The organism is Photobacterium sp. GB-72 (assembly GCF_003026095.1).
Classification (GTDB): Bacteria; Pseudomonadota; Gammaproteobacteria; order Enterobacterales; family Vibrionaceae; genus Photobacterium.
This window is the reverse complement of record NZ_PYNV01000027.1, coordinates 1-25,139: the sequence shown is the minus strand read 5'-3', so window position 1 is coordinate 25,139 and position 25,139 is coordinate 1. Positions and strand designations below refer to the sequence as shown.

Here is a 25,139-nt window from a genome sequence, read left to right as displayed (position 1 = left end):
AAAGAGAAAATTAACATGAAAAAGTTTTTATTACTGATTGGACTATTAATTTCAACGGCCGCTTGTGCTGGCGGTCCGCACGGAAATCCTGCTTCTATCTATTGTGAACACCATGGTGGTCAATCCGTTATTGTTGATGGCCAAGGTTACTGCCGCCTACCTAGCGGTCAAATGTGTGATGAGTGGGCTTACAAAGAAGGTAAATGTTCACAGCATGCACAAGACAAGAAACAAAAATGGGTGAACTATTGTGTAAAACACAAAGGGACTGCTATTAGTAATAAGTGCCACTTTAATAAACAAGGTACGCAATGTAGCTTGAAATCCTTTTATAATGGCTCTTGTAAAAAACACCACCATAAACACCCGAAAGTATATTAGTCCTCTGAATCATAATATTAAATAAAAACAGCTCAACAGTGGTTGAGCTGTTTTCGTTTTACTTCTTTGTTTCATCGCTAGTTATCGATGTTGTTTGAAGCATCATATCTGACGATGATCCCCATGATGTCGTCCAATCATCCACTTTCATTGCTGGCTTTTCGTTTGAATTATCCGTTTCTATCGCGTTAGCGTCTGTCATCGATATTGCTATCTCTTCTTTTATTGATGTTTCATGATCATCACTCATGTCATCGTGAGTCTCGCCCAATGATTCAATATCAGCAAGGGTTGGACGATACCCTTTTCGGCCATAGCAATTATCTAATAAAGTAATAATCGAATGAGGAGTAACAGGCTGTTTCTTTAGAATTTTATAGATTTCCTTCGCAATATTTTGAACATTGAGGATCGATTCAATACCAATGAGAGGCGCGGCTTCATCTCTTGCTACTCTTGCTTTTTTATAACCGCCAGCATATGCCATTGAAAACCAAATATAAGCAATCGCGGCATTATTTGCACATGCGCCTAAATACATTTTACCTGCAAGATATTGTGCTTCTGGATGATCATGTTCCGCTGCGCGCTCTAACCAGTATTTGACACGATCCACATCCTTTTCAACCCCCAATCCAACTTTATAACAAAATGCTGTTTTCATTAATCCATCAAGATCATTGTGTTTCGCCGCTTGTATCCGCCAATAAAAGGCTTGTTGAGGTAAGTAATGATCGGTTTCTTCAGCAACATACCAATCAGAAAGAAACAGTGCAGCAGGAAGAAACTCTTCAGTTGCTGCTTGCTGAATATAATCGATACCCAAAGTAGGATCAGCCTCTACCCCTTTGCCTTGGATCAGTAACAAGCCAAAATGAAACAGTGATTCAGGTGATTTTTGCTTTACATCAATAAACGCTTGCCAGTAATTGGCTTTTAGCATTGCTTGTTGATCCAAGGGATCTCGACGATACAAACGTGCCAAAGCATATTGCGCCATTTCATTATCTTGCGCTGCCGCTTTTTCGTACCACTCAATTGCCGCAACAGGATTCGTCACCTCACATTCTTTTGCTAAAGATAATTGACTCGGTATATGCCCTGTACTGGCTTTAAAAATTTTTTCTTCTCGTTCCGCCTTTTTGGCCTTCTCTAATACTTGTTTATATTTAATGTCTTTCAGTATTTGCTGCTGCTTTTCTTGCTGCTGCATATTTCTGGTAGCAAAGTAACGTGAAATTAACCAGCCTAAAACGATAATAGGAATAATAAACAGCCAAGTAACATCAAACATAATCACTAACTCAAGTCGCGGACGCATAGGAGTGATTATCGGCTAAGACACAATAAACTAAAGTCACTGTCTATAACCATTAGACCTTGATCATTGTTCCAGTATTTTCATTGCCAATATTGCGATTTAAACGAGTATTCAATTATTTTATTACTCTATACACCACTAAACCTGACTCACCACCTACGAGCACGCCCTTTAAAGACAAAAGAATAATCTTAGGAGCACGTCAGGCTTTACCTCCACGGATCACCTAATAGGTCCTTGTCTGAATTTATTCTTTCTTGACTTAAGATCGCGGGAATTACAAGTGTTCCATGTCGGAATATTCCATGATCATGCTTCCATACCTCTCGACGCTCACTGAATTCATATTCATAAAATAGGTATTAAAAAGTCGCTGATTTCCTTTATTTTTGTCTGATTTACTCACAGGATCATCCTTGATCATCTTTCCAATCCATTTGACACTGACCGTTAATTCAGCTCACATGATCATCGTTCCGTTATAAAAACAAAGAGTTAATTCATCTATGGTATGAAAGAATCTGTTGTGTATATTGTTCTTATCAAGCAGGTAGGGTAATCATTAACGAAATAAAACAATAGGGGCACTGATATGAACGAATTAAAACATATTCAACACTTTATTGCCGAGCACCATCTACTGACATTATGCGCTAGTTTTAACGATAATATTTGGAGTGCTAACTGCTACTATGTTTTCGATAGTGACCATATGATGCTGTATATCATGACTTCTCCAGAGACACGTCATGGAAACCTAATGCTAAAAAACCACCATATTGCAGGTACTATCGTACCTGAACCTAGTGACGTTAGTGATATTCAAGGTATACAGTTTTCTGGTCAGATTAATTTGATCGATTCAAGCAATGAACAACAAGCATTAGCGTTATATTATGCAAAATTTCCGATAGCGAAAAATCTGCCATCTTCAATCTGGCAAATAGCATTAAATGAAATAAAAATGACAGATAATCGTATCAAATTTGGTTTTAAACTTAACTGGCAGAGACATCAGCTTTAAATGTGTCATAACGTTAGAAGATAGTTAGGAGAGTTAGAATTTTGTCAATAGGTGATTTCCCCCCTATTTTGTTAATAGAAGCTTAGTTATAGTTATGCTTGTTCGTTATTTAAGGTGATTTCACCTAGAAAACGAGCATTATCCAAAAGGATAAATCAGCGAAAACGATAATGTACCTCACTTCGTTTTTCTGATTATCTCTTCTACACGTCGTACAGAATTATGCTCCTAGAGCCAATTCTTGTTTTGCCGGCCATATTGGCCGGCTTTTTTTATATTTTTGTCTAATATATAAGCATCTTATTACCTATATATTTACAAATACGATAAAGTGACTAGAATGTTTTCGCTGACTGTATTTTTAGGCAATATATGAATAATAAAAACGCCTCATTTTCACCCGAAATTTTTGATCAGTTGCCTGGTTGCTGGGGTTGTAAAGATATCAATTCAACATTTGTTTATGTAAATCCTGAGTATGGAAGAATGGTTGGATTTGATAATCATTTAGATTGTATAGGTAAAACGGATTATCAAATGCCTATAACATCGACAGATTACGCAGATAAATATGTTGAACAAGATCAAATTGTAATAGAAACAGAGAGAACAATTCGTGTGCTTGATATTCATCCTTATCATGATGGTAAGTGGCGCGCTCACCTTTTTACTAAAACACCATGGCGTGATCATAATAATCAAGTAATAGGGACTATTTTTTCAGGTATTGAGTTAACAGACACAGCTGTATTAGAAGTTGGACATTGGTTGTGCCGTGCTATAGGGATAACTCAACAGCAAAAAAATTCTTCTATGTTAAGAATCAACATCAAAAAGGAAGACATTGGATTAAATACTCGAGAATCTGAAGTATTATTTCTTCTATTGCATGGGAAGAAACCGCAATATATCGCGAATACATTAGGTGTCTCTGTCAAAACAATTGAGAATTATGTTTTGCGCTTACGAGAGAAGTTTAATGCCAATTCTAAAGGTGAGCTTTTAGATTTGGCATTAGAATTAGGTTATGGTTCAAACATTCCAGAAAGTATGTTGAAAACACAGTTGTCTATTGTTTTAAAAGATTAAATACCCCATACAATAAAAGAGTAGTTATCTGCTCTTTATTGTTATGGTGCTAATCGATCAATTGTCCATTCTTCATTATTATCGTGATATAAAAAACGATCATGTAAACGATGTTCGCCACCTTGCCAAAATTCAATCGAATTGAATTTAACGCGAAAGCCTCCCCAAAAGGTAGGTACAGGTACCTCTCCTGCTAGAAATTTTTGTTTCAATTCAAAATATTTCCCTTCCAATGCTTGTCTTGCTGTTAAGCGTTGGCTTTGTTTACTCGCCCATGCTGCAACTTGGCTTTCTTTTGGACGAGAAGAAAAATAGCTTAGCACTTCACGCTTTGATAACGCTTCAACATGTCCGGTAATATGTACTTGTCTTTCCAACATATGCCATGGGAAATGCAAGCTGATTTTATTATTAATGGCTAGTTGCTGAGCTTTACGACTACCAAGGTTGGTATAAAATACAAAGCCATGCTCATCAAAGTGTTTTAGTAAAACAATACGTTGAAAAGGTTGTCCAGAAGCATCGACGGTAGCAACCGTCATTGCAGTGGGATCAGGTAACTGTGCTTCTACTGCTTGCTTTAACCATCGTTCAAATAAGACGAGTGGATCACTCGGTAAATCATCTCGTCGTAGACCTCCTTTGGCATACTCCCTGCGAATATCGGACAACTCCATTTTTATCTCCATAAAGTATAAATGATTTATTCTCTACAATATTGTGACTTCCTTTTGGAAGCAAACACTATTTTCTTATGAATATTAGTCTTGTTTGCAAAAACAAATAGATACATCTATCGAATTTCAACAATAAATAACAAAGAGTACAGTTGCAAGATGCGACTTTTGATAAATTAGACTAATACAAAATCAATGATTTAGTCAGCATAAGATATCTCTCTTTTACTGTTTATGTTGGGCTAGTACTCTACTTTGGTGCTCAGACTATGACACTCTTTAAACGACAAATAATAAGTATTACAACACTCATGTGTTCTATACTTGGCATTTCTGCAGGTACGCAGTTGTATACTGGCTATCATGTAATTAGTGATCAGCAAATAGCGACAGCTCATGAAGATATAAATCGTGCGCTTACTACATTACCGGATAAATTATCAATTATTGACAGTTTAATAATTTCACGACAGCAAGAAGAACAACTTGTTGATACGCTAAATTATTTATTTCCTGCACAACAATATAACCACGCATCGTTGTTACTTGCCGATTCAACACCTTTGATACGAATAGATAATAACCGTGATATCACTAATGTTCCACAATGGTTTCAATCTTTAATTAAGATCCCAGAACATATTGAAAAAAGAATAATAAATAATGACAATTTTGATGTCGGTATCCTAGCGCTGAGCGCGTCATCCCGCTGGGCATATACAAAATATTGGCAGTTATTTAGTAACACCCTTATTTCACATTTATTACTCATGCTTCTTGGTGGCTGCGCGATTTACTTTATTAGTAAAAAGCATTTCACATCGTTACGCACGCTAACCAACCGTGCGTATAACATAGATAATCTCAATCAAGCACCTTTAGCATTGCCTGATGAATCAGATATTAAAACAATAGTAAGAGCTTTTAATAAGCTTAGTTATCAATTAGATGTCAACTTTAAGAGTCAAGCAAACGAAGCCGTAAAACTGCGAGAACAAGCTTATCTTGATCCTATCTCTGGTTTAGGCAATCGAAGTTTCTTTATCCATCAAATTAGCTCTTGGTTGGATGAATCACATAAAGGTGGATTAGCACTAATCCAAACAACGCTAATCAGTGATTATTATGAGCAGGAAGGCTATCAAGCGGGTGATAAACTGATAAAGCAAATCGCAGCACGTTTGAATGATGTCATTAATTATAATTACACCACGATAGCACGCTTATCTCGTGATGAATTCGCCATTCTTATTCCTAACCTATCTTCTGAAAAGTTAGAATTGCTTGGAAAAATGGTGCTTAAAATATTTGATGATATCGTTAATAATTCAAATTTAGTTAGCCCATCAACCACAGATATTGGATTGGTTTATAACGAAGCGCAAATTACGCCAAGCCAATTATTAACCCAATTAGATAACGCATTAACACAAGCAAAGCTTACTCCTCATAAATCCATTGCTTTAATAAAAGATCCTAATAGCCATAACAGCTTAGGAAAACAACAGTGGAAACAATTACTGGAGCAAGCGATAAATGAAGATTTATTTCAATATAAATTTCAGCCTGCAACATTAGAAAATAAAAGTGTTTACCATTATGAGGTTTTCACCGCGATACAAAAAGATAAGAACTTTTATTCAGCTGGTCAGTTTTTAGGTGCTATAGAAGATTTGAAGATCGGCAGTTGGTTTGATCGACATGTCATCGTAACCATAGTTAACCGACTTAATGCCGATAGAACAATAGGTCCATTTGCAATAAACATCACTAACAGCAGTATTGGCGATCCGAGTTTTACTCGCTGGTTAGATAAACTATTGAGTAATAATACGCAGATAGCCTCTCGACTATTTTTTGAATTACAAGAAATCAGTTGTATCAGAAACACTGATGCGACAAGCCTGTTGTGCAGTATTATAAAACGCTACCACTTTGGCGTGGGAATAGATAACTATGGACGTCATTTTCAATCATTAAATTACTTAAAAGAAATTAATCCTGATTACGTCAAGATCGACTACGCATATACTTATCAATTAAATGACCAAACAAAATCAAATGTATTATCTTCCATATGTCGAACCGCACATAGTTTAGATATTAAGGCTATTGCAACTCGCGTTGAAACAGAAACACAGTTAGAACGGTTATCTGATTTATTCGTAAGTGGTTATCAAGGCTTTATTACTGAAAAATACACACAGTTAGAATCGGCGTAGGTCATTTACACTGTAAATATTATTTCCCCCGAAAACCAGTACCTTTGTACTGGTTTTTTTTAATTTCTATTTATTATCTAACTGATTCAACTTATAGGATGCAAATGGTTATCACAGCTTTTAATTTCAAGAAAGCAAGGTGAAGGTTCTACCTTATTTTAATCACTCTAATCACGGTTTGAATTGGACAACGGCAAATAGGTGCACTTTCAATTCCCAACCTATCAATGCTTTAATTGTTACCCCTTCTTTTATCGTCTTATCGATTTTCACAATATAATTCATTCTCGAAAAATAATACGAGTTAGAACTGGTTCTTCATTTACAGTGTAAATATAGCACTTCAACTTTAGCATCTAGCATCTAGCATCTAGCATCTAGCATCTAGCATCTAGCATCTAGCATCTAGCATCTAGCATCTAGCATCTAGCATCTAGCTTCTAGCTTCTAGCTTCTAGCTTCTAGCATCTAGCTTCTAGCATCTAGCTTCTAGCTTCTAGCAAATACTAATAAAAAATTATCCATTATTCATTTTATTTACAGTGTAAATACTCGTAATCAATTTCAATATTTACACTGTAAATCACCCTTATATTATACCATATGCATACAAGGTTTAGGCTTATGTCACTATCCAACCTTTCTATTAAATCAGTGATTATCAGCACTCTATTCATAAAGATACGAATCAATAAAAAATATTTTCATCGCTAATGAAGTAACAAGCACTATCCCACGGTGAATAAATGTTTCAGAGCAAGTTATTAAGAGACGCCAAAAAATAAGAAGTAAGAAGTAAGAAGTAAGAAGTAAGAAGTAAGAAGTAAGAAGTAAGAAGTAAGAAGTAAGAAGTAAGAAAAGAATAAGCGAGTAATTTACAGTGTAAAGTGAATATCCAATTTACACTGTAAATAAAAGAGAGAAACAATTTACACTGTAAACGTACTCCCAAAATCTAGGCTGAGACTAGATAAGATTCTCGCTGACAAATTGGCGAAGAATGTTTTCTGCTTGTTTTCGTCCAGTAAATTTGAACGAAGAGATAACATCAGCCCACGCTTGGCGCTGCATCACTTTTGCAATGACAAAAAACAATTCCTCATTGCTAGTACAGTCATTACTGAGTAAATAATATGATAGCTTTGTTTCAATACTTGCAACCACGTAATCATAGCCTAACGCCCCTAAACAAAAGCCTTTAAGTTGAGACTGAATAAAGGGCTCTGGTAGTTGATAATTAATTGAATGACTCTTGCCATTTCTATACAAACAAAGAAATAATTCAGGCGCTAGCCGTTGAAACTGTTCTACTCTTTGAGCACAAAAACTCGCGGAAAATAAAATTGTCGCATCATTGAACCAGGCGTCATAGCAGTGAGGATTAAATACTTTAACGCAGAGTAAAGAATGAAGACCACTGGCCGCATCTCTATTTATGCCTAACCGAATGGGCGTAAAACCTGCTTTATGCCAAAAATTGACTAGCTCATCAGAAGCACCAAAACTTGTTCCAATATAGTCAACGCCGCACGACAAAGCGTACTTCTCAGCACGAGATAATAACTGCTGACCAATCCCCTTACGATGAAGTGCCGGTAAAACAGCAATACGTAATATTCGATAACAAGACTGTTTCGCTGCCGCTTTTAAACCTAGGTGTGCTGCGATAGATTGCGCTAATAAATGCCCTTTGATTCTTCGCTGTCCAAGCATAACCGCTTGCGCTAAATCCTCATCAAACGCGCCTTCTTTGACGAGCAAACAACAACCAATCACGTGTTGTTCCGTACGGGCGACGAGTAGGTGTTGGCTAGCATCATCAAGAAGTTGTTGAACATCATTGGGAGAGGTTTGGTAGTGGGCATGAATTAATAGACCAACTATTTGAGACAATAAATTTTTATTGGCAATAAGCTCTGACTTAGTAACGCGTTCATAAGAAATGGTCGCATCAGATAATGTCTCTATTGTTGAGTACTCTGCATTAAGCAGTAATGCATTGAAAACCCACTGCTCTAACGGATCGTTGACTTGCCAACGAATAGGTTGCTCAATATGAAGCGCTTTCCACTGCGGTATTTTTTTATTGAGGGCTTGCTTAAATTTAATTTCAAAACCACGCCCTGTCCCTTCATAACCATGAATCGTCGTGGCAAAGACTAACCGATTATGTCTATTCAATAGCGCGATCAAGGTATCACCAGGAATCGCTGCAGCTTCATCGACAAGAATAAAATCAAAATTATCTGCAACATCACAAATAACATCTTGCGCAATAAAATGTAGCTCACTCCCTTGGCATAATAAGCGATGAGGGTGAGTGGTATCAGCGTCAACCAAGCGTTGCTGGGCATGCGAAAAAACGGTAGATGCACAAGAAAAAGAAGGAGACGTCACCGCAATTTTCATTTTACGCGTTAGCATTAATTCAGCAGCAGCAATACCTAACGATGACGATTTACCTCGCCCTCTATCAGCCGATAAAACTAACGGGCGCTTCCTATGACCAACAGCAACTTTGATAATGGCATCAACCGCAAGCTCTTGTTGTTGCGATATGCAAAACCGAGGAGCACTAGAGATAAAATCAACACTATTAGGTGACTGGTGAATCCAAGGTTTAAATATCGGAATAGGCGTATCTTGGCATAACGTAATCACATCAGGATCTGCACACAATAATGATAGCCGCTTCATAAATGGAGAAATATTAGCATCGCTTTTCCATCCAAGAGGTAAGAGTAATAACATTACCCCGCCCCCTTTTATTGTGCCGGACAACGCACCAATAACATTCGCATCAATACCGTGATGAGCGTTAATTGCAATACAATCTGTTTCTTGTCCCAACCACTTTTTCGCTGTTTTAAAAGGACAATGAAGCATAGAGTCAGGCGCATTATCACCCGCCCAAAGCATCGCTGAATAGTGTTCAGAGAATACTTGCGTGATCTGAGTTGACCAGCAAAGATCACCTTCAACAATAACAAGTCGACGGCAATTAGCTGCAAGAGAGTCCCCATGAAGCTTAGAAATAAACGTAGGAAGAAGTGATAACATACAATAACCTGAACAACATGATTGCTGAGATCATAACATGTGAAACAAAATTGAGATGAAAAAAAACCACGCTAGAGTGCGTGGTTTTAATAAGAATTGATTATTTCAGATAATCATTTAAATAATCAAGAATGTCACTGACTTGGCGATCGCTCATTTTTTTCAAACGTAACTGTAACTTATCACCATCGCGGGTATAACTTACTTTACCTTTAATAAGCTCTTGAGAACTAGGTTTTTCAACAACAGCTTTTGGCTGAAGTGCATCACCCATCTCTTCAAGTTTAACCGTCACTTCGCGAGTAATACGGCTGATCCCTTGTGCTTTGATTGTTTTCCAAAGTGCCGTATTTTCTGCACTTAGCTCTTCAATCATCTTTTTCTGTTGTTCAGCATCTAAGCCAAAAAACACACGGTGAAGTTTAACTATCGTAGGACGGCCAAGTTCGCCAACGCTAGGATAAGCCATCAGCAATTCCATCGGTAAACTTGCCGCTTTTAAAGCACCACTCACCAGGGCTTCACTGCATTGTAAATAACGCGCTAACTCTTTTTGATCCGCAACTTTTCCACTATCAAGGAGATGTTGCATCTCTTTACCACGCTCAAATAAACTTAACGGTTTATGAGCGTTAGCGACGTCAGATAAAAATTTAGCGTGTTCAGTATTAATGCCTTTAGCAACATAAATTAAGAAATCTTTATGAGCTAAAATACAAGACATTCGACGGCGGCTACCGTCTAAAACTTCAATACGACCATCATCTAACCAACGACCAACAGCGGGATATTGCTGTCCACGATCTTTCAATGTCGATAATATATCAGCGAGTGCATGCTCATTTAAAAATGCTTGTTCACGTGCATTCTCAGCAAAAACAGTGGTTTTAGTACTGACATCATCTGCATTAATTTTGATTAATTCAAACGCAACTGTTTCTTCACCCGCTACCGCTAATTCTATTACAGCAGCTTTATCGCGCGCAGCTGTTTGTGCTTCTGTTACATTAGTCGCGCGACGTTTGTCCGCTTTACCGAACAGACGAGCATTAAGATCAGTTGTTTTAATAGCCATCTGTTAGTTACTCCTCGTTAAGATTTGCCCAGTGGCTATGCATAACGCGTTCTAGTTCTAAACCAACGCGTTGAATAGCCTCTTGGGCGGTTGAAAGGGTCTTTTTACCCCCTTCAAACTCTGCTGCCGTTAAATCAAATACCGTACTATAGGTATCAGCACAAGTTTCAAATGCACGGCTACGTGGCACTGTTGCCATCATAACTTGATCACGAAGCAGGTAATTCATTTCAGTTAACACAGAAACTTGCTTCTTATTATCGTCTTCAAACATTGTCGGCATTAAACGAATAAATTCTAAACCATGCCAATCTTCAGGGAACATCTCGTAAACAGTCGGTAAATGCTGGAAAAAGTTAACAGTAGATGCCCAGTCAAGACGTTTTGCAGCACAAGGAATGATTAACGCATTAGATGCATACATTGCATTCCATACCAGTGGGTCAATGTGAGGACCCGTATCAATCATAATAATGTCGAACTCATCTGCAATTGGATCAATGACTTTTTCTTTGAGTAAACGAACAATATCAAGGTCTTGATTTACTGCAAGATCTTGCCATGCATCAGCATTAAACATCGCATCTTCAGGGAAGGCCGCTATCGTTTTAAGGTTAGGATATTGGGTTGGCATAACCACATTATCTTTTAAGAAATCTTTATCCATTTCAACGCCATCAGGTACGTTATCAAGCATAACGTCAACAGCGGAATAAATCGTTTCTTGTTTTCCCACACTTATAAGAGGGTTTAAAAACAGACGTAATGAACCCTGTGGATCAAGGTCGATAAGACAAATACGATAGCGTTTATCTAAATCTAATGCTAAACAAGCAGCGATATGAACCGCTGTCATTGATTTACCCGTACCACCTTTCTGATTCTGAACATTAACAACCCAAGGTTTACGGCCTGCTCCTTCTCTCTCATGAAAAGCCGGTTTTTTTGCCGCTTTCATCAGCTTATGGGCTTCTTCTAATGTAATAGAGTAGTGATTAGCATTATTTTTCGTAAATTGATGACCATCAGCCTCCATACGAGAAATTGCATCATCAAGTTTACGTCTTGTTAACCCTGAGCGTGTTTCCATTAAAGCCTTAGACATCGGAGGGAATAGCTCCTCACGACGCTCTTCTAAAACAATCTCAATTCGGTCCGCTTGTACTTGTTTTGTTTGCTCTGCAATGTTGAGCAAATTTTGGATCGTCTGTTCCCTATTCATTATCACTCTTCGCCATGATGATAGACTGAGCAATATTGTACAACAAACACAGAACATAACAATAAAAAGCTGAACAATCAGTGTGATATTAATCTAAAGTCAAAAAGCTTTATGTTTGATAAAAGCAGATATGAGATAAATATTTGAACATTTTATGACGTTAACTATGTGATTAACTACTCGAAATAAGAGACAGATTTAAAGTGTTACAGCGTCACAACTTTACAATGTAAATTGATTTTAGCTAGCTATTTACAGAAGCATGAGAAAAACAAGCTAAGTTACGGGAGATGTTATTTCAATTTCAGATACAGCTAAAATTAGACAAATAACGATAAGATCTAACACTATGATGAAATTGAATAATTTCATAGCTATTTCATTAAAATAATTATGAAATAGCAAATAAAGCCAGATCTCATCACCTAAAAGTCGAAATAGAGCGAACAAAATCTTGATCATTGTTCCGATAAAATAGCGGCGATCACGAAACGATGATCAAGTGCTCTAACGGCAATATAAATCAGAACTTCAATCGATTATAAGATCAAATTTTCAGGAAAAATGATCAAGGTAAAAGGGGGGCGCTAGCGCCTTACAACAATAGTTACGGAAGCATGATCGAAAGGTGATAAGTTACGGTGAATGTAGGTTCAATAAGGGTTTAGCACACAAAACCTCCCTTAGAAGGTGTCCAAAAGGTCAATATTGAATAAATAGTACAGATATTTGAAATGCAGATTCATTTACTTGATCATTTTTCCTAATATTAAACGACAAAATAGGCACTTCTTTAGCAACATAACGAATCAATGTAATATGGATTAATCGTTATGGTCGCGGTAATTACTTTTTATCCGACTTTAAAAAGTGAATAGAATTTAAACAAAATGGTTCGAACGGCATTTACATGATCATTGTTCCGACTAAAAACGCCTTAATAAATGACTTTTACAGCGTGGAATTAAAGATCAATCAATACAGATAAAGGATTACTGTGGATAACCCTGTGAATAAGCATTGAATCTATTATGATCATGCTTTCAATTGAATGTTGATCATCGTTTCAGAATCCAGATGATCATGCTTCCAATGTTATGATGATCATGTTTTCAATCAACTGTTGATCACACTTCCGATAAAACCATGATCATTGTTCCGTAACGTCACTATTTTATCTTCTTTTAAAACAAAATGTTACATTGTAAAATAGAACCAGATCATTAGATCAGTTAATCAAATAGATCAGAATTAATCATAAAGATCAGTATTAAAAATCTTTAAATAAAAAACTTTATTTATTGATCTTTTTCTATTAATCTTTGCGGAAAGATGATGAATCTACGGCCAATGACAAATGAAACAACCTCGTAATAGTGAAAATGCCCCAATTGAAAAAATATTGATCGAAGCCCCTAGATCGCACAAAGATGGTCATTTATTTTTGATCCATTCAAATCTTGTCGATTGGCTTCCGCAATATCAACATTTCAAAGGGGTCACCAAAAGTATTATTGAATTGCTCAATATTATTTCGCTACGTGGTTTATCAAGCAAAGATGGTTATGTATCAACAACTGAACTTGTTGAAGCAACGGAAGGTCAATTAACGCGAGCGGCAATTCAGCAACGTTTACGTGCAGCTGTGAGTGTTGGTTTATTTAATCAGCAGCCTGTAAGGTTCGAAGAAGGCTTAGCCGGTAAAACCATGCTGCATCACTTCATCAATCCATCTTTGCTGATCTCTCAATTGGGCACGGGGAGTTTACAATCAGACCAATTTAAAGAAAAAGAAAAACAAAAACGTTCAAAAGCATTAGCACAAAATCATGTTAATCGACGCTTACTGACAGAACATGGTTTAGGCACCCCACCTAGTATGCCTGATGAAGCTGATCAAATTGTGGTTTCACCAACCAGCTGGGCAGGGATCATTGATCAAGCGTTAGCGCCACCGAGAACTAAAAAAAGTTATCAAAAATCAATGGTTGCGATCAGTGGTACGAAAGCGATCATTGAGACACGATCATCAAAGTCGATCATGACGGTGGATGATCTCATGACACTGTTTGCGTTGTTTACCCTAACGGTTCAGTACCATGATCACCATATCGCTGATTATGAAATTCAAGCGCGATCGATGGTAAATAAGACGCCAGTCTATATCACTGATATTTTGGCTCTACGAGGCAAAAAAGACAGTGGCCCGGCACGCGATTCTATTCGAGAAAGTATTGATCGTATTGAATTTACTGATTTTCAATTACACGAACTCACTGGTCGTTGGCTAAGTGAAAATATGCCTGAAGGGTTTAAGAGTGATCGTTTTCGTTTTATTGCTAGAACGATCACGGCTTCAGAAGAAGCGCCTCAAGAAGGGGAAGATGGTGAGATCAGGATCAAACCTAATTTGTATATTTTGGTGTGGGAACCGTCATTTTTTGATGAACTATTAACACGCGATTATTTTTTCTTGTTTCCACCTGAAATTTTACGTCAGCATACGCTTGTGTTTCAGTTGTATACTTTTTTCCGTAGTCGCATGTCTCGTCGTGTCAATGACTCTATGCTTTTAAGTGATTTAAATCAAAAGCTTGCTAGAAATATTGAATGGCGACGTTTTTCTTCTGATCTTATTCGAGAATTGAAAAAATTAGCTGAAGGAAAAGTAACAGAAACGATATTTGCGGTGAATTTATGGGGATACCATTTAACGATCAGTGCTGAAGAGCCTGATAAACGTTACACAGATTATCGTATTGATATTAAATGTGATGCTGATGAAGTGATCCGATATTCACGTGCTAAAACGACCAATGAAGGTAAGCGTACGATGGCACCAACAATGCCAAACCCGTTACGTAATGAGATCATGCCAAAGCAAGAATTAGAACAATTATCCGCCATTATTGATGGTGAGTTTGAACCGATTCAGCGAAAGGCACCGCGTCCGAAAGGCCGATTAGGGCGTCGTATTAAGTTGCGTAAGCATCTTGTTGAGATTAATGCAGATGAATTAACGATTGTGTTATCTAAATATACCTCACCAGAAGCGCTCCAGCGAAGCATAACGGCTTTATCTGCAATGACTGGTCATCCATCATCAGTTATTACTGAAGAGTGCCACGGATACTTAGAGAAGCTAGATTGGTTATATGTTTCTGGTCAAAAAGTCAGTTATGAAACTTTAAGTCGTACCGTTGAGTTATATAACAGTCGCCAAGACGAACGTCATTTATCGATTGAACGTTTAATTTCAGGCTTAGCTGTTAGACGAAAAGTCTGTCAACTTGTCCATGAAGGCCATATTAATGAGCAGGTTTTAAAAGCACTTGATGATGTCGCCAAAGGCATTTAAAGCTGTTGCGTTAGAAAGAAAAAGAGCGTTTTGTACGCTCTTTTTTCATTTTATTAACGGAATATTTAGTATTTAGTGTATTTTATTAAGCGATTCGTAGTTTTAGTGAATATTTTAACGATGAGAGGAACTCGTTGGTTAAAATATTTTCATTGTGATAGCGCTAAATGATTGGGAACTTCATGGTGTTGAAAAAGCATAGAATAATAAAAACCGTATTATTTATGGCACTCAGTGTACAGTCTCTTACAGTGTATGCGAGTGTAGATGAACGTCCCAAACTGAATCGAGAACGGATTGGACTTGTTCTTAGCGGTGGTGGTGCAAAAGGAGCTGCTCACATCGGCGTACTGGAAGTACTAGAAGAAAACCGCATTCCTGTTGATATCGTAACCGGTACCAGTATGGGCGCTTATGTTGGCGGTATGTACGCCATGGGGTTAAGTGCTAAAGAAGTAAAACGTCGTACCTTTGGTGTTAAATGGGAAGAAGGTTACCTCGATCGTGCTAGTCGTAACGATCTTACGTTACGTAGAAAGCAGCAAAGTGATAGATATCAATTACATACTGATATTGGTCTCGACCTGAATGGTGAATTTAAATCGCGTTCAGGCGCATTTCAAGGTCAAGGATTTGCTAAAATTCTACGAGATGTGACTGATAACCTTCCTGCTTTAAAATCTTTTGATCAGCTCGCAATCCCGTATCGAAGTGTAGCTACCGATATTGCTAAAGTGAAACCTGTTATATTAAGTTCAGGTCATTTAGCGACAGCAATGCAAGCATCAATGACAGTACCAGGGGCGTTAAAGCCGGTTCACTTAAATGGGAAACTATTGGTTGATGGTGGTGTTGTTAACAATATGCCTGTTAATGTGGCCAAAGTGCTTGGTGCTGATGCCATTATTGCGGTTGATTTACGTGATAATTTAATGCCAAGTAAAGATCTTGATAGTGCGTTAAATATCGTTGCTCAATTAACGACTTATATGACCAATGCGAGTGCTGATCTGCAAAAAAGTCTCATGGCCGAAGGTGATGTATATCTCCAGCCTGATGTGTCATTTATGACTGCCGCTGATTTTGATCAAATGAAAAAAGCATATTTAGCGGGAAGGAAAGTGGCAACGGCTTCGCTACCAAAATTACTTCGTTATCAATTATCAGATCACGATTATCAAGCTTATATTAAACAAAAACAAAATCGTCGAAGCCAATTAACCGCAGCTTCTGCTTATTACATTGATAAGATAAAAATAAAGAATAATACCCGTTTACCTGAAAAAACCTTATTGTCTCAGTTGGATTTAAAAACTGGTCGAGTAATTTCTAATGAAGAATTAGAGCAAGCAGTTAAACGACTACAAAGTGAAGATGTTTATGGTCGAATTACTTACCAAATTAAGCAAGAAAACGGCGAAAACGTGCTTGATATGGATATTAATGAAAAATCATGGGGACCGGGGTATTTAAACTTTACTTTGGCGTTCGAAGATGATTTTGTCAATCGTTCAAACTTCTCTTTTGGTGCTCAATATCTATATACCGATCTCACTGATAAAGGGGGAGAGTGGCTAACAGAGTTCTCATTAGGTAGTTGGAAAAATATCAATACTGAATTTTATTTCCCACTCGATTATAAACAGCAATTTTTTACAGAAATTGGTGCTGGTGCAAGTAACGAGGTAAGGAAATTCAATCGTCCTACTATTAATTATGTCGATGGGAATAGTGATGATCGGTTTAATATCGAAACTGAATATCGACATGTTAATGGTTATGCTGCTATTGGTTGGAATTTAAAATCATCAGCAGAAGCAGTTCTTGGATACAGTGTTCAAAAAGGCTCTATCACGGTCCTTTCAAAACGAGATAAAGAGAATTATTTCGTGCACGGCCCTTATATAAACTTAATTTATGATGACTTAGATAGTTTCTATTTTCCGTCAAAAGGTTTATATGCGAATGCAACCACGGGTTATAACCAAACAACCAGTGAGTATAAAGATAAGGGTGAAGTAAATGGCAATACTACTTTTTATAACTTATCGATTAAAAAACCGTTTACTTATGATCGACATACCTTGGTGTTAAATGCGAAAACGGCTGGATCTGATTCAGACGAAATATTACCGATATTTGTTCAGGCGTTAGGTGGCTTATTTAATTTATCTGGTTATCACCGTTACGAGTTAAATGGCCGTTACAGTGCATTTACTAGCATTGTCTATCGTTATCGTGTCATGGATAATAACTTTGGCGCATTTAAATTACCTGTTTATGTGGGAGGGTCTTTAGAGCATGGGGGAGTTTGGGCTAAATCTTCAGAAATGTCTTGGGGCTCGGCAGTGACTGCAGGCAGTGTTTATGTTGCTGTTGACTCTATTATAGGTCCTGTTTACTTGAGTTATGGTCAAGCAGAAGACGGCAATAACTCGTTCTACCTTTCTCTTGGCTCTTCGTGGTAATCAATAAAGCAAGGTTAAGTAAATTTACTTAACCTTGCTTATTTTAATTTTGAATATGTTGTGTATTTACATTGTTATGACAAATATATCTACGTATATGGCAAAATAATTACCGATATAACCTTTGTCTTATCGTACTAAGGATTAATTATTTAAGAAGGATCTTGAATTATAATCACTTTTGTATTGTATATTACGTTTGCGAGCATCTTGCTCGCTTTTTTTTTAACTAATATTTTATTTAATTACTTGTTATATTTATCCTATTTTTAACATTTCAATGGTACTTATTTATTAAGTATTTTCTTTCTTTTAAACAAGACAAATAAAAAATAAACCGTTTCTATAATCACAAAGTTAATTTGTATTCGCAAAGTAAACTGAGATAAATAGAGGCTTGCTCATGAAAATTATCCGAGTGTTTATATGGCTCGCAATGCTAATAAGTATTGTGAGTTGTAATGGTAGCAGTGAAGATACAGTAGCACCCAGTAGTGATAGTAAAACTGTAGTCATTGATTTTACTCCTGAATTCACTGCATTTCGTATGGCTATCCCCTCCACAAAAAATGAACAAATAGGAAAAAATACTTCATCACCAATCTTATTAGTGGGGACTTTACAAGCAACGAATACAGCTACGAATGCTGTCGATGAGTTCGATTGGAAAGCGTATCTACATCTTGATACGTTTAAAGTGGAATCGGAAACAACGGTTGGCTTAACACCGGGTAATTATGATCTTATGCTTGATATTGAGCATGATGGACAAAAATATCATGGTGAAGCGAACACCAATATTGTCGATGGTAATTCCCCTATTGCGATGAATTTAACCCCTGTATTAGGCAAACTTGATATTGACGTTTCTGTTAATCCTGAAATGGCTAAACTCTTTTTTAAAGTCGATCCTAACGAATTAAATTTATTAGGTTTAGGAACCCCTATTGTTGGTATTGGGCTTGATAATAATCAAGAAATGAAGTTTTTAATCAACAAAAATTCAGCGCAATCTGATCTTTTTTTTAATATCCAATATGGTAGCTATTTCGTTGATATTAATTTCTACAATGACACTGAAAAAGTGGGACATTTAGATATACCAAACCAAGTATTAAATATTGATCAAAATACTGCTATTGCGAATTATGATGTGGTTCCATTGATGGGGGTCAGCGTCATTACATTTAATGAGCAAGGAGAGACTACAGATATCACGGTTAAAATTCCTAACTCGATTATTACCCATGTTCAGCAATTATCAGATCTTAATACTGAGCTTAAGCTATTAGATCCTAACAATATGATAGTGTTTGATGATCAAGTGATATTTACCCAAGATCCAAATACACCTGATAGTTACATCGCAACGCTACCGATGAATTTGAATTTTGCTCAAACACAGATCCATGGTTTGTTTTTAACATTAAAATTTTTCGATACCGCGGATAATCCGACTGTTGCATTTGCAAGTTGTACTTCAGAGAGTTTTCATTTAGAGCACAATGATAAAACCTTAGGCTGTCAGGTGACGTTTAACGATACAACGATTGATGTTGTAACGGCACTTAATGCCCATTTTGTGGTGAATGTTTATGATGTCAACGGTAACCCTGTTAAAGATGCTCAAATCTTTATTGATGATGCAGCAACTCCTATTGGTGTAACTGGGGAAGATCCGTCGACCAGTGATGGTGCGCTGGTATTCAATACATCTATAGGTGAACACGATATTAAGGCTAAAGCGATTGGTTATGTCGCTGAAAAAGTCGTTAATGCTGCACCTCTAAGCATCAATAATGTTGATTTATATTTAATGATCCCTGAATCACCACCAGCAGATGCTGTTGAATCAAGAAACTATGATACGCGGGTATCTTTAACTGAAAATATCAATATTTTACCCAGTACAGAGCAAATAAACCTTGCTAATGACATGATGGTAAGAATACCGCCGGTGAAAATTGATTATGAAAAACGCACAGGTGTAGCGCGTGTTCTTTATAATCAGACTGGCTATTTGACTGATGCTGATCCAAGTAAAACCACAGAGCAAGTGGTGATGGATTTTCTTGAAGATAATCGACGATTATTACATTTATCACCTACCGATATTGCCAATGTAGAGCAACAAGTTTATGAAACTGCAGCGACAGGTGCGAAGCGTTTTTACTTACAACAAAAAATCCATGGGCGTGATGTCTTTAATGCTTTGCTACAAGTAAATGTGAATCGTGATGGTCGTATCTTAAGTGTGAATAACACCTTCTCACCACATATTGATCAAGTGATTTTGAGTAAGCAAGCACCCACCATAACGATTAAGCAAGCGATCATTAATGCGGCTGAAAAAGTAGGGATCAAGGTTCGCCACCAGCCAACCATTGAAAATGAAGATCTTGGCGCAGATGATCAAGCAACAAAAGTTAATGCCGCCAGTGCTTCAAGAGAGCCGATTGACGCTAAATTAGTTTACATGCCAGTCAAAAATGATGAACTACGTTTGGCATGGTCTTTCTTACTCTTTACTCATGATCAACGTCATGTCTATCAAATGTTGGTTGATGCCAATAGTGGTGAACTTCTCGCTTACTTTGATCAGGTTGATGAGCACAGCTATGAAGTGTTTCAATATCCTGTTGAATCACCGAATCATGCAACACCTGTTAACGCTCGACAAATTGAAGTTAATCCGGCGGCAAGTCCCGGTTCACCATGGGGATGGCATGATATAAATGCCACCATTGGCAATGAATATACCATCATGCGAGGTAACAATGTTCATGCGTATAATGATTCAAATAATTCAGGTTCACCAACAGGAGTCGAGCCTGATTGTTTGGCGGGTATAAGTTGTGTCTTCCCACTGGATTTTACTCTACCACCACAAGACAACAGCGATGCGGCTGTAGCAAACTTATTCCACTGGAATAACATTATTCACGATATCACCTATCTATATGGCTTTGATCAAGCTTCAGGGAATTTCCAAGTCAATCAATATGGAGCACCCGGTGCTGGTGGCGATGATGTTAAAGCCGAAGCGCAAGATGGCGGGGGAATGAATAATGCTAACTTCTGGACGCCTGCTGATGGTACACGCCCTCGAATGCAAATGTACCTATGGTCATATACCACTCCACAGCGTGACGGTGATTTTGATAATGCGATTATTGTCCATGAGTATGCTCACGGTATTTCAAATCGTTTAGTCGGTGGCCCTGCCAATGTAAATTGTTTAAGTAATTACCAACGACCATCAGAAGGGATCAGTGATCTTTATGCCTTAATGATGACTCAACCAGCTGGGCTCACAGGGGCCGATCCTCGTGCGATGGGGACCTATGTATTAGGTCAACCAACCTCGGGTGCAGGTATACGTCCACAACGTTATAGTACTGATCCTGCCGTCAACAATTACACTTATGAAAGCATTATCTCCGGTATGTCAGTTCCTCATGGTGTCGGCTCTGTATGGGCACAAGCGGCATGGGAAGTGTACTGGGCATTGGTAGATGAACATGGTTTTGATATTAACTTGTATAATTCATTAGGGGGAAGCGGTAACCAACGTGCCATGTTGTATTTCACCGAAGGGTTGAAAAATACCATTTGTTCACCAAGCTTTATTGATACACGCGACGGTATTATCCAAGCTGCTATCGATAACTATTCGGGTGAAGATGTGTGCTTAATCTGGCGTACGTTTGCAGGCTTTGGACTTGGTGTTGATGCAATATCACCAAGTAGTAATAGTTTAAATGTTACTAATGGCTTTGGTATTCCAAGCTCATGTGACGAGACTGCTGATGTGTGGGTTGAAGATACCCATTATGATTACTTTGGTCCTGCACCTGATACGGGCAATGAGCCTGATGCCAATATGGTTGGTAAATCGATGTGGCGCAGTAAAGCGATTTGGAACCGTGTGGTTGCAGGTAGCCCAGGTCCGCATCAAAATCCAGAGTTTGGCCAGAAAAATGAAATTTACGTTAATGTGAAAAACCGTGGTGCAGCAACGGCCTTTAATACCACTGTTGAAGTGTATTGGGCACATGCATCTACTGGATTAACGTGGCCTGCGGATTGGACATTGCTGGGTACTGATACCATCGGCACTCTACCCGTGGGGGCAGATGTAGAAGCGACAGTTGCTTGGGAACCACCAACAACGGGACATTATTGTTTAGTGGCACGATTAATTAACCCACAAGATCCAATGAGCTTCCCAGAAACAGCGAGCATTAACTATAACACCCGTCAGAACAATAATATTGCATGGCGGAATATGAATGTGGTTGATTTATTGATTAATCAGCAGCAAAAAATATCGTTTATTGCTAGAGGGATCGAGACGAATAATCAACAGATTGTTTTACAAATAGGTCATGATGAACAGCAACGCTTCTTAGTTGATGGTGGTAAATTAGCGATTAATTTGCTTGAGTTTACAGGCGTTGATGAATGGCAAGAGATCACTCAATTACCCTTTATTATTCGTAATTTACAAACCCCAACAGGTAATGCTAATGAAGCAAATGTGCAATTACGCTTTAGCGCCGATCCTATGCCTATTACAGACAAAGAAAGTGCACTTTACCATCTTGATGTGATGCAGTTAGGTACAACGGCTGCGGGTAATAATCAAGAAATTGGTGGTGTATCGTATGAAATTATTACGCGTACTCACTTAACTGATACGGATAACGATCAGAAACCTGATATCCAAGATGATGATGATGATGATGATCAAGTCCCTGATGAGTTAGATGCTTATCCACTCGATGAATTACGTCATTAATTGTTAATAAGTGACATATTTAAGCCTCGCTATTTAGCGGGGCTTTCTTTTGTTGGTTAAATCGTATGTTTACTCTTAGCGTCTATAATGACTCTTAAATTATCAAATACCTGTATCAAAACATGTCTAATGACGAGTAGATGGTAATTAACTGTAACAGTGAATAAATAGCGAAAAGGGAGTGCTTGCTGCGTCAATCGTATCTTAATACTATCGCGAAAATTCAAGTTACTGACAACGTGTGATGGCATTTTTTAAATTAAAAATTACGCATGGACTTTCTCATTACCCTGATATTATTACCACAACGCGGGATCCACAGCGCGCTTTACAATTTTTAAAGTACGATGTATCACCGTATTCGCGTGGTTTTACTAAAATCGTGATCGTGGATAACAAGCAATATGTGAAAAATTTAGCGAATAATGCCACTGCTGAATTTCAATCTGATTATATCCACGATGGTGAATGCAGTGTATTTACTCTACTGAGTAGTAAAATTCTATTTGCTCGTTGGAATCGTAAGTAATTTAATATCAGTAATATGGATGCGAGCAGTAACAATATAGACAATTATATTTTCGGTGGCATCGCCTCATCACCTAAGCGCTGACGATATTGATCGGGTGTACTGCCTGATTGCTTTTTAAACGCAGTAATAAAGGGAGATGCCTGATGATAGCCCAGTGTTAATGCAATCTCTTTTACTGATAAACCACTACGCAGTAAATGTAGTGAGTAGATAAACTTTCGTCGTTGTCTCCATTCGGTAAAGTTCATCCCAAGTTTATCTTTGAAGTGACGGGCAAGGGTACGCTCTGTCGTATGAAGCATTTTTGCCCATTCCGCTAAACTGCGATTATTGGTTGGGTTTTTTTCAAGTTCAATCAATATTGTTTGTAGGAGCTTATCATCACTTGTTGGTAAGTATTGATGGTGTTCTTTACTCATTAATACCTGATCAAACAACACCTTCACTAAGCGTTTATCTTGCGGGGTTTCAGGGCTAACAATCCGGCGCTCGCGTAAATCACTCACCATGGCTTGCATTAATGGGCTGACTTCCAATAAACAGGCATAATTCGGCAACGCATTAGCGAGTGGCTTGGTAATGTTCATTGAACAATAATTTAAACTACGACGAATATAACTTTGATGCTCCATTGCTGGTGGTACCCATAATGCAAACTGGGGAGGGGCAAGAAAGTGTTTACTCTCCGCTTTTAATTCAATGATCCCTCCACTGATTAGTTGCAATTGTCCCCACGGATGAGCATGTTTCATTGTTCCTGTATTTGGCAGAAAAATCGTATGACCAAAAAAGATATCACCGGGTGGATTATTATCATCAAATAAAGGTTGGTATACGTTTTTCATTGAACTTTAGCTGTCATATGATGTGATAAGAATAGTATACGCAGGTTTTAGGTTATTGATCTACTTTGATAACTTATGGGTACCAGTCGATACCGCAAGTTTGTAGTGCTTTAAGGTAATCATGGGCTAAAGGGTAGCGGCCTACGGTTAATCCATGCAATGGAGTTTGAAATATTCGATATTCTAAAAACTCACCTGTTAGCATTTGATTAAATAAAGATTTAGCAGCATCACCTGTGGCAACGGTATAAGGCGATCTTGAAGCCAACGCTTTTGCCGTTACAGTGCTAAAACTGTGTTGTAATTCATCACGCTGATGCATGTTCATATGACTTAAGTAATGATCGTATCCTATTAGAATATGAGGTGTAATATCCATTTGTTGTTGAAGGTAATAGGGCATATCACGTTGCTTGATTAGCCAACGATAATGACTATCTACCTGTAATTGGATATCGCCAACGGGCAAGGGGTTTTGATCTGGGCTGTGCATGCCGACTCTTACCTGATCATGAACCATATCAACAATAGGATAATAGCTGCTATCCGTTTGCATTGGAGAGATTGCGCGTACACGACAAACAGGCTCACCTGTGAGTTCATCAATAACCGTGATGGCTTGCCATTGAGCGGGATAGAGCGCAACACAGCCCGAACAAAAAAAGATAACAGCAATAAGTATTATATAGAATGGCATATAACATCCTTGTGTATCTCAGTAACGCTTAAAAAGCGCGATAACTGATTTTAGTATATGCAAGCTTTACACATTGTGTTTAATCCCTTGCGAGAAGAGAAGATATGTAAAGCGCGGTATTGCTTGAAAAATAAACGTCGAAATGGATTACAAATGGCGATATTGTTACCTTTATTAACACTCTGATTATTTGTTAATCGAGTGGTGTTTTTTCTTAAAATTAGGCTTTACAGATTTTAAATCTATCGGTAATATTCGCCGCACTTACGGAGAGATGGCTGAGTGGTTGAAAGCACCGGTCTTGAAAACCGGCATACGTTTATAGCGTATCTAGGGTTCAAATCCCTATCTCTCCGCCATATTCTAG

The 25,139-nt window shown here is 37.8% G+C and carries 15 protein-coding genes and 1 tRNA gene; 9 read left to right on the top strand and 7 right to left on the bottom strand.

Going from position 1 to position 25,139, the window contains the following annotated elements; translation table 11 throughout:
- Positions 1-15: 15 nt before the first annotated feature.
- Complete coding sequence (locus C9J40_RS20620; protein ID WP_107247876.1) at positions 16-381, top strand: DUF333 domain-containing protein; 366 nt, start codon at positions 16-18, stop codon at positions 379-381.
- A gap of 58 nt (positions 382-439) precedes the next feature.
- Here C9J40_RS20620 and C9J40_RS20615 read toward each other — a convergent pair whose 3' ends face one another.
- Positions 440-1,702 (bottom strand): tetratricopeptide repeat protein, encoded by a 1,263-nt coding sequence (locus C9J40_RS20615; RefSeq protein WP_107208287.1) that lies wholly within the window; start codon positions 1,700-1,702, stop codon positions 440-442.
- A 592-nt stretch (positions 1,703-2,294) separates the two neighbouring features.
- Here C9J40_RS20615 and C9J40_RS20610 point away from each other — a divergent pair.
- Entirely contained in the window at positions 2,295-2,726 is a 432-nt protein-coding gene (locus C9J40_RS20610; RefSeq protein WP_107247875.1) for a hypothetical protein, read from the top strand.
- A gap of 372 nt (positions 2,727-3,098) precedes the next feature.
- The gene (locus C9J40_RS20605; protein WP_107208289.1) at positions 3,099-3,815 is read left to right on the top strand and encodes a PAS domain-containing protein; all 717 of its coding nucleotides are present in this window, start codon (positions 3,099-3,101) and stop codon (positions 3,813-3,815) included.
- Positions 3,816-3,856: 41 nt separating this feature from the next.
- On the opposite strand, the gene pdxH is transcribed toward C9J40_RS20605, so the two are convergent.
- Complete coding sequence (pdxH, locus tag C9J40_RS20600; protein ID WP_107208290.1) at positions 3,857-4,492, bottom strand: pyridoxamine 5'-phosphate oxidase; 636 nt, start codon at positions 4,490-4,492, stop codon at positions 3,857-3,859.
- Positions 4,493-4,761: 269 nt separating this feature from the next.
- Here pdxH and C9J40_RS20595 point away from each other — a divergent pair, with 269 nt between their 5' ends.
- Positions 4,762-6,714: an EAL domain-containing protein gene (locus tag C9J40_RS20595; RefSeq protein ID WP_233220338.1), complete on the top strand. Its 1,953-nt coding sequence runs from the start codon at positions 4,762-4,764 to the stop codon at positions 6,712-6,714.
- Positions 6,715-7,680: 966 nt separating this feature from the next.
- Here C9J40_RS20595 and C9J40_RS20590 read toward each other — a convergent pair.
- From C9J40_RS20590 to C9J40_RS20580, 3 genes are all read right to left on the bottom strand, one after another.
- Complete coding sequence (locus C9J40_RS20590) at positions 7,681-9,774, bottom strand: tRNA(Met) cytidine acetyltransferase TmcA (RefSeq protein WP_107247873.1); 2,094 nt, start codon at positions 9,772-9,774, stop codon at positions 7,681-7,683.
- A gap of 100 nt (positions 9,775-9,874) precedes the next feature.
- Positions 9,875-10,849 (bottom strand): ParB/RepB/Spo0J family partition protein, encoded by a 975-nt coding sequence (locus tag C9J40_RS20585; protein WP_045085007.1) that lies wholly within the window; start codon positions 10,847-10,849, stop codon positions 9,875-9,877.
- Positions 10,850-10,856: 7 nt separating this feature from the next.
- A complete protein-coding gene (locus C9J40_RS20580) occupies positions 10,857-12,071 on the bottom strand; it encodes an AAA family ATPase (protein WP_045085008.1) in 1,215 nt (404 codons plus the stop codon).
- Between the two features lie 1,357 nt (positions 12,072-13,428).
- Here C9J40_RS20580 and C9J40_RS20570 point away from each other — a divergent pair.
- From C9J40_RS20570 to C9J40_RS20555, 4 genes are all read left to right on the top strand, one after another.
- Positions 13,429-15,429 (top strand): replication initiator protein RctB domain-containing protein, encoded by a 2,001-nt coding sequence (locus C9J40_RS20570; RefSeq protein ID WP_107208293.1) that lies wholly within the window; start codon positions 13,429-13,431, stop codon positions 15,427-15,429.
- Between the two features lie 167 nt (positions 15,430-15,596).
- Positions 15,597-17,897 carry a patatin-like phospholipase family protein gene (locus tag C9J40_RS20565; protein WP_107208294.1) on the top strand — a complete coding sequence of 767 codons (2,301 nt, stop codon included), beginning with the start codon at positions 15,597-15,599 and terminating at the stop codon, positions 17,895-17,897.
- A 403-nt stretch (positions 17,898-18,300) separates the two neighbouring features.
- Positions 18,301-22,698 carry a M36 family metallopeptidase gene (locus C9J40_RS20560; protein WP_107247871.1) on the top strand — a complete coding sequence of 1,466 codons (4,398 nt, stop codon included), beginning with the start codon at positions 18,301-18,303 and terminating at the stop codon, positions 22,696-22,698.
- A 244-nt stretch (positions 22,699-22,942) separates the two neighbouring features.
- A complete protein-coding gene (locus C9J40_RS20555; RefSeq protein WP_105061657.1) occupies positions 22,943-23,227 on the top strand; it encodes a hypothetical protein in 285 nt (94 codons plus the stop codon).
- Positions 23,228-23,271: 44 nt separating this feature from the next.
- On the opposite strand, the gene C9J40_RS20550 is transcribed toward C9J40_RS20555, so the two are convergent.
- Positions 23,272-24,075 (bottom strand): helix-turn-helix transcriptional regulator, encoded by an 804-nt coding sequence (locus tag C9J40_RS20550; protein ID WP_105061658.1) that lies wholly within the window; start codon positions 24,073-24,075, stop codon positions 23,272-23,274.
- A gap of 73 nt (positions 24,076-24,148) precedes the next feature.
- Positions 24,149-24,772, bottom strand: a complete 624-nt coding sequence (locus tag C9J40_RS20545; protein ID WP_107208296.1) for a hypothetical protein — start codon at positions 24,770-24,772, stop codon at positions 24,149-24,151.
- 268 nt (positions 24,773-25,040) lie between these two features.
- On the opposite strand from C9J40_RS20545, the gene C9J40_RS20540 reads away from it, so the two are divergent.
- A tRNA-Ser gene (locus C9J40_RS20540) sits at positions 25,041-25,131 on the top strand.
- The last annotated feature ends 8 nt before the right edge of the window (positions 25,132-25,139 follow it).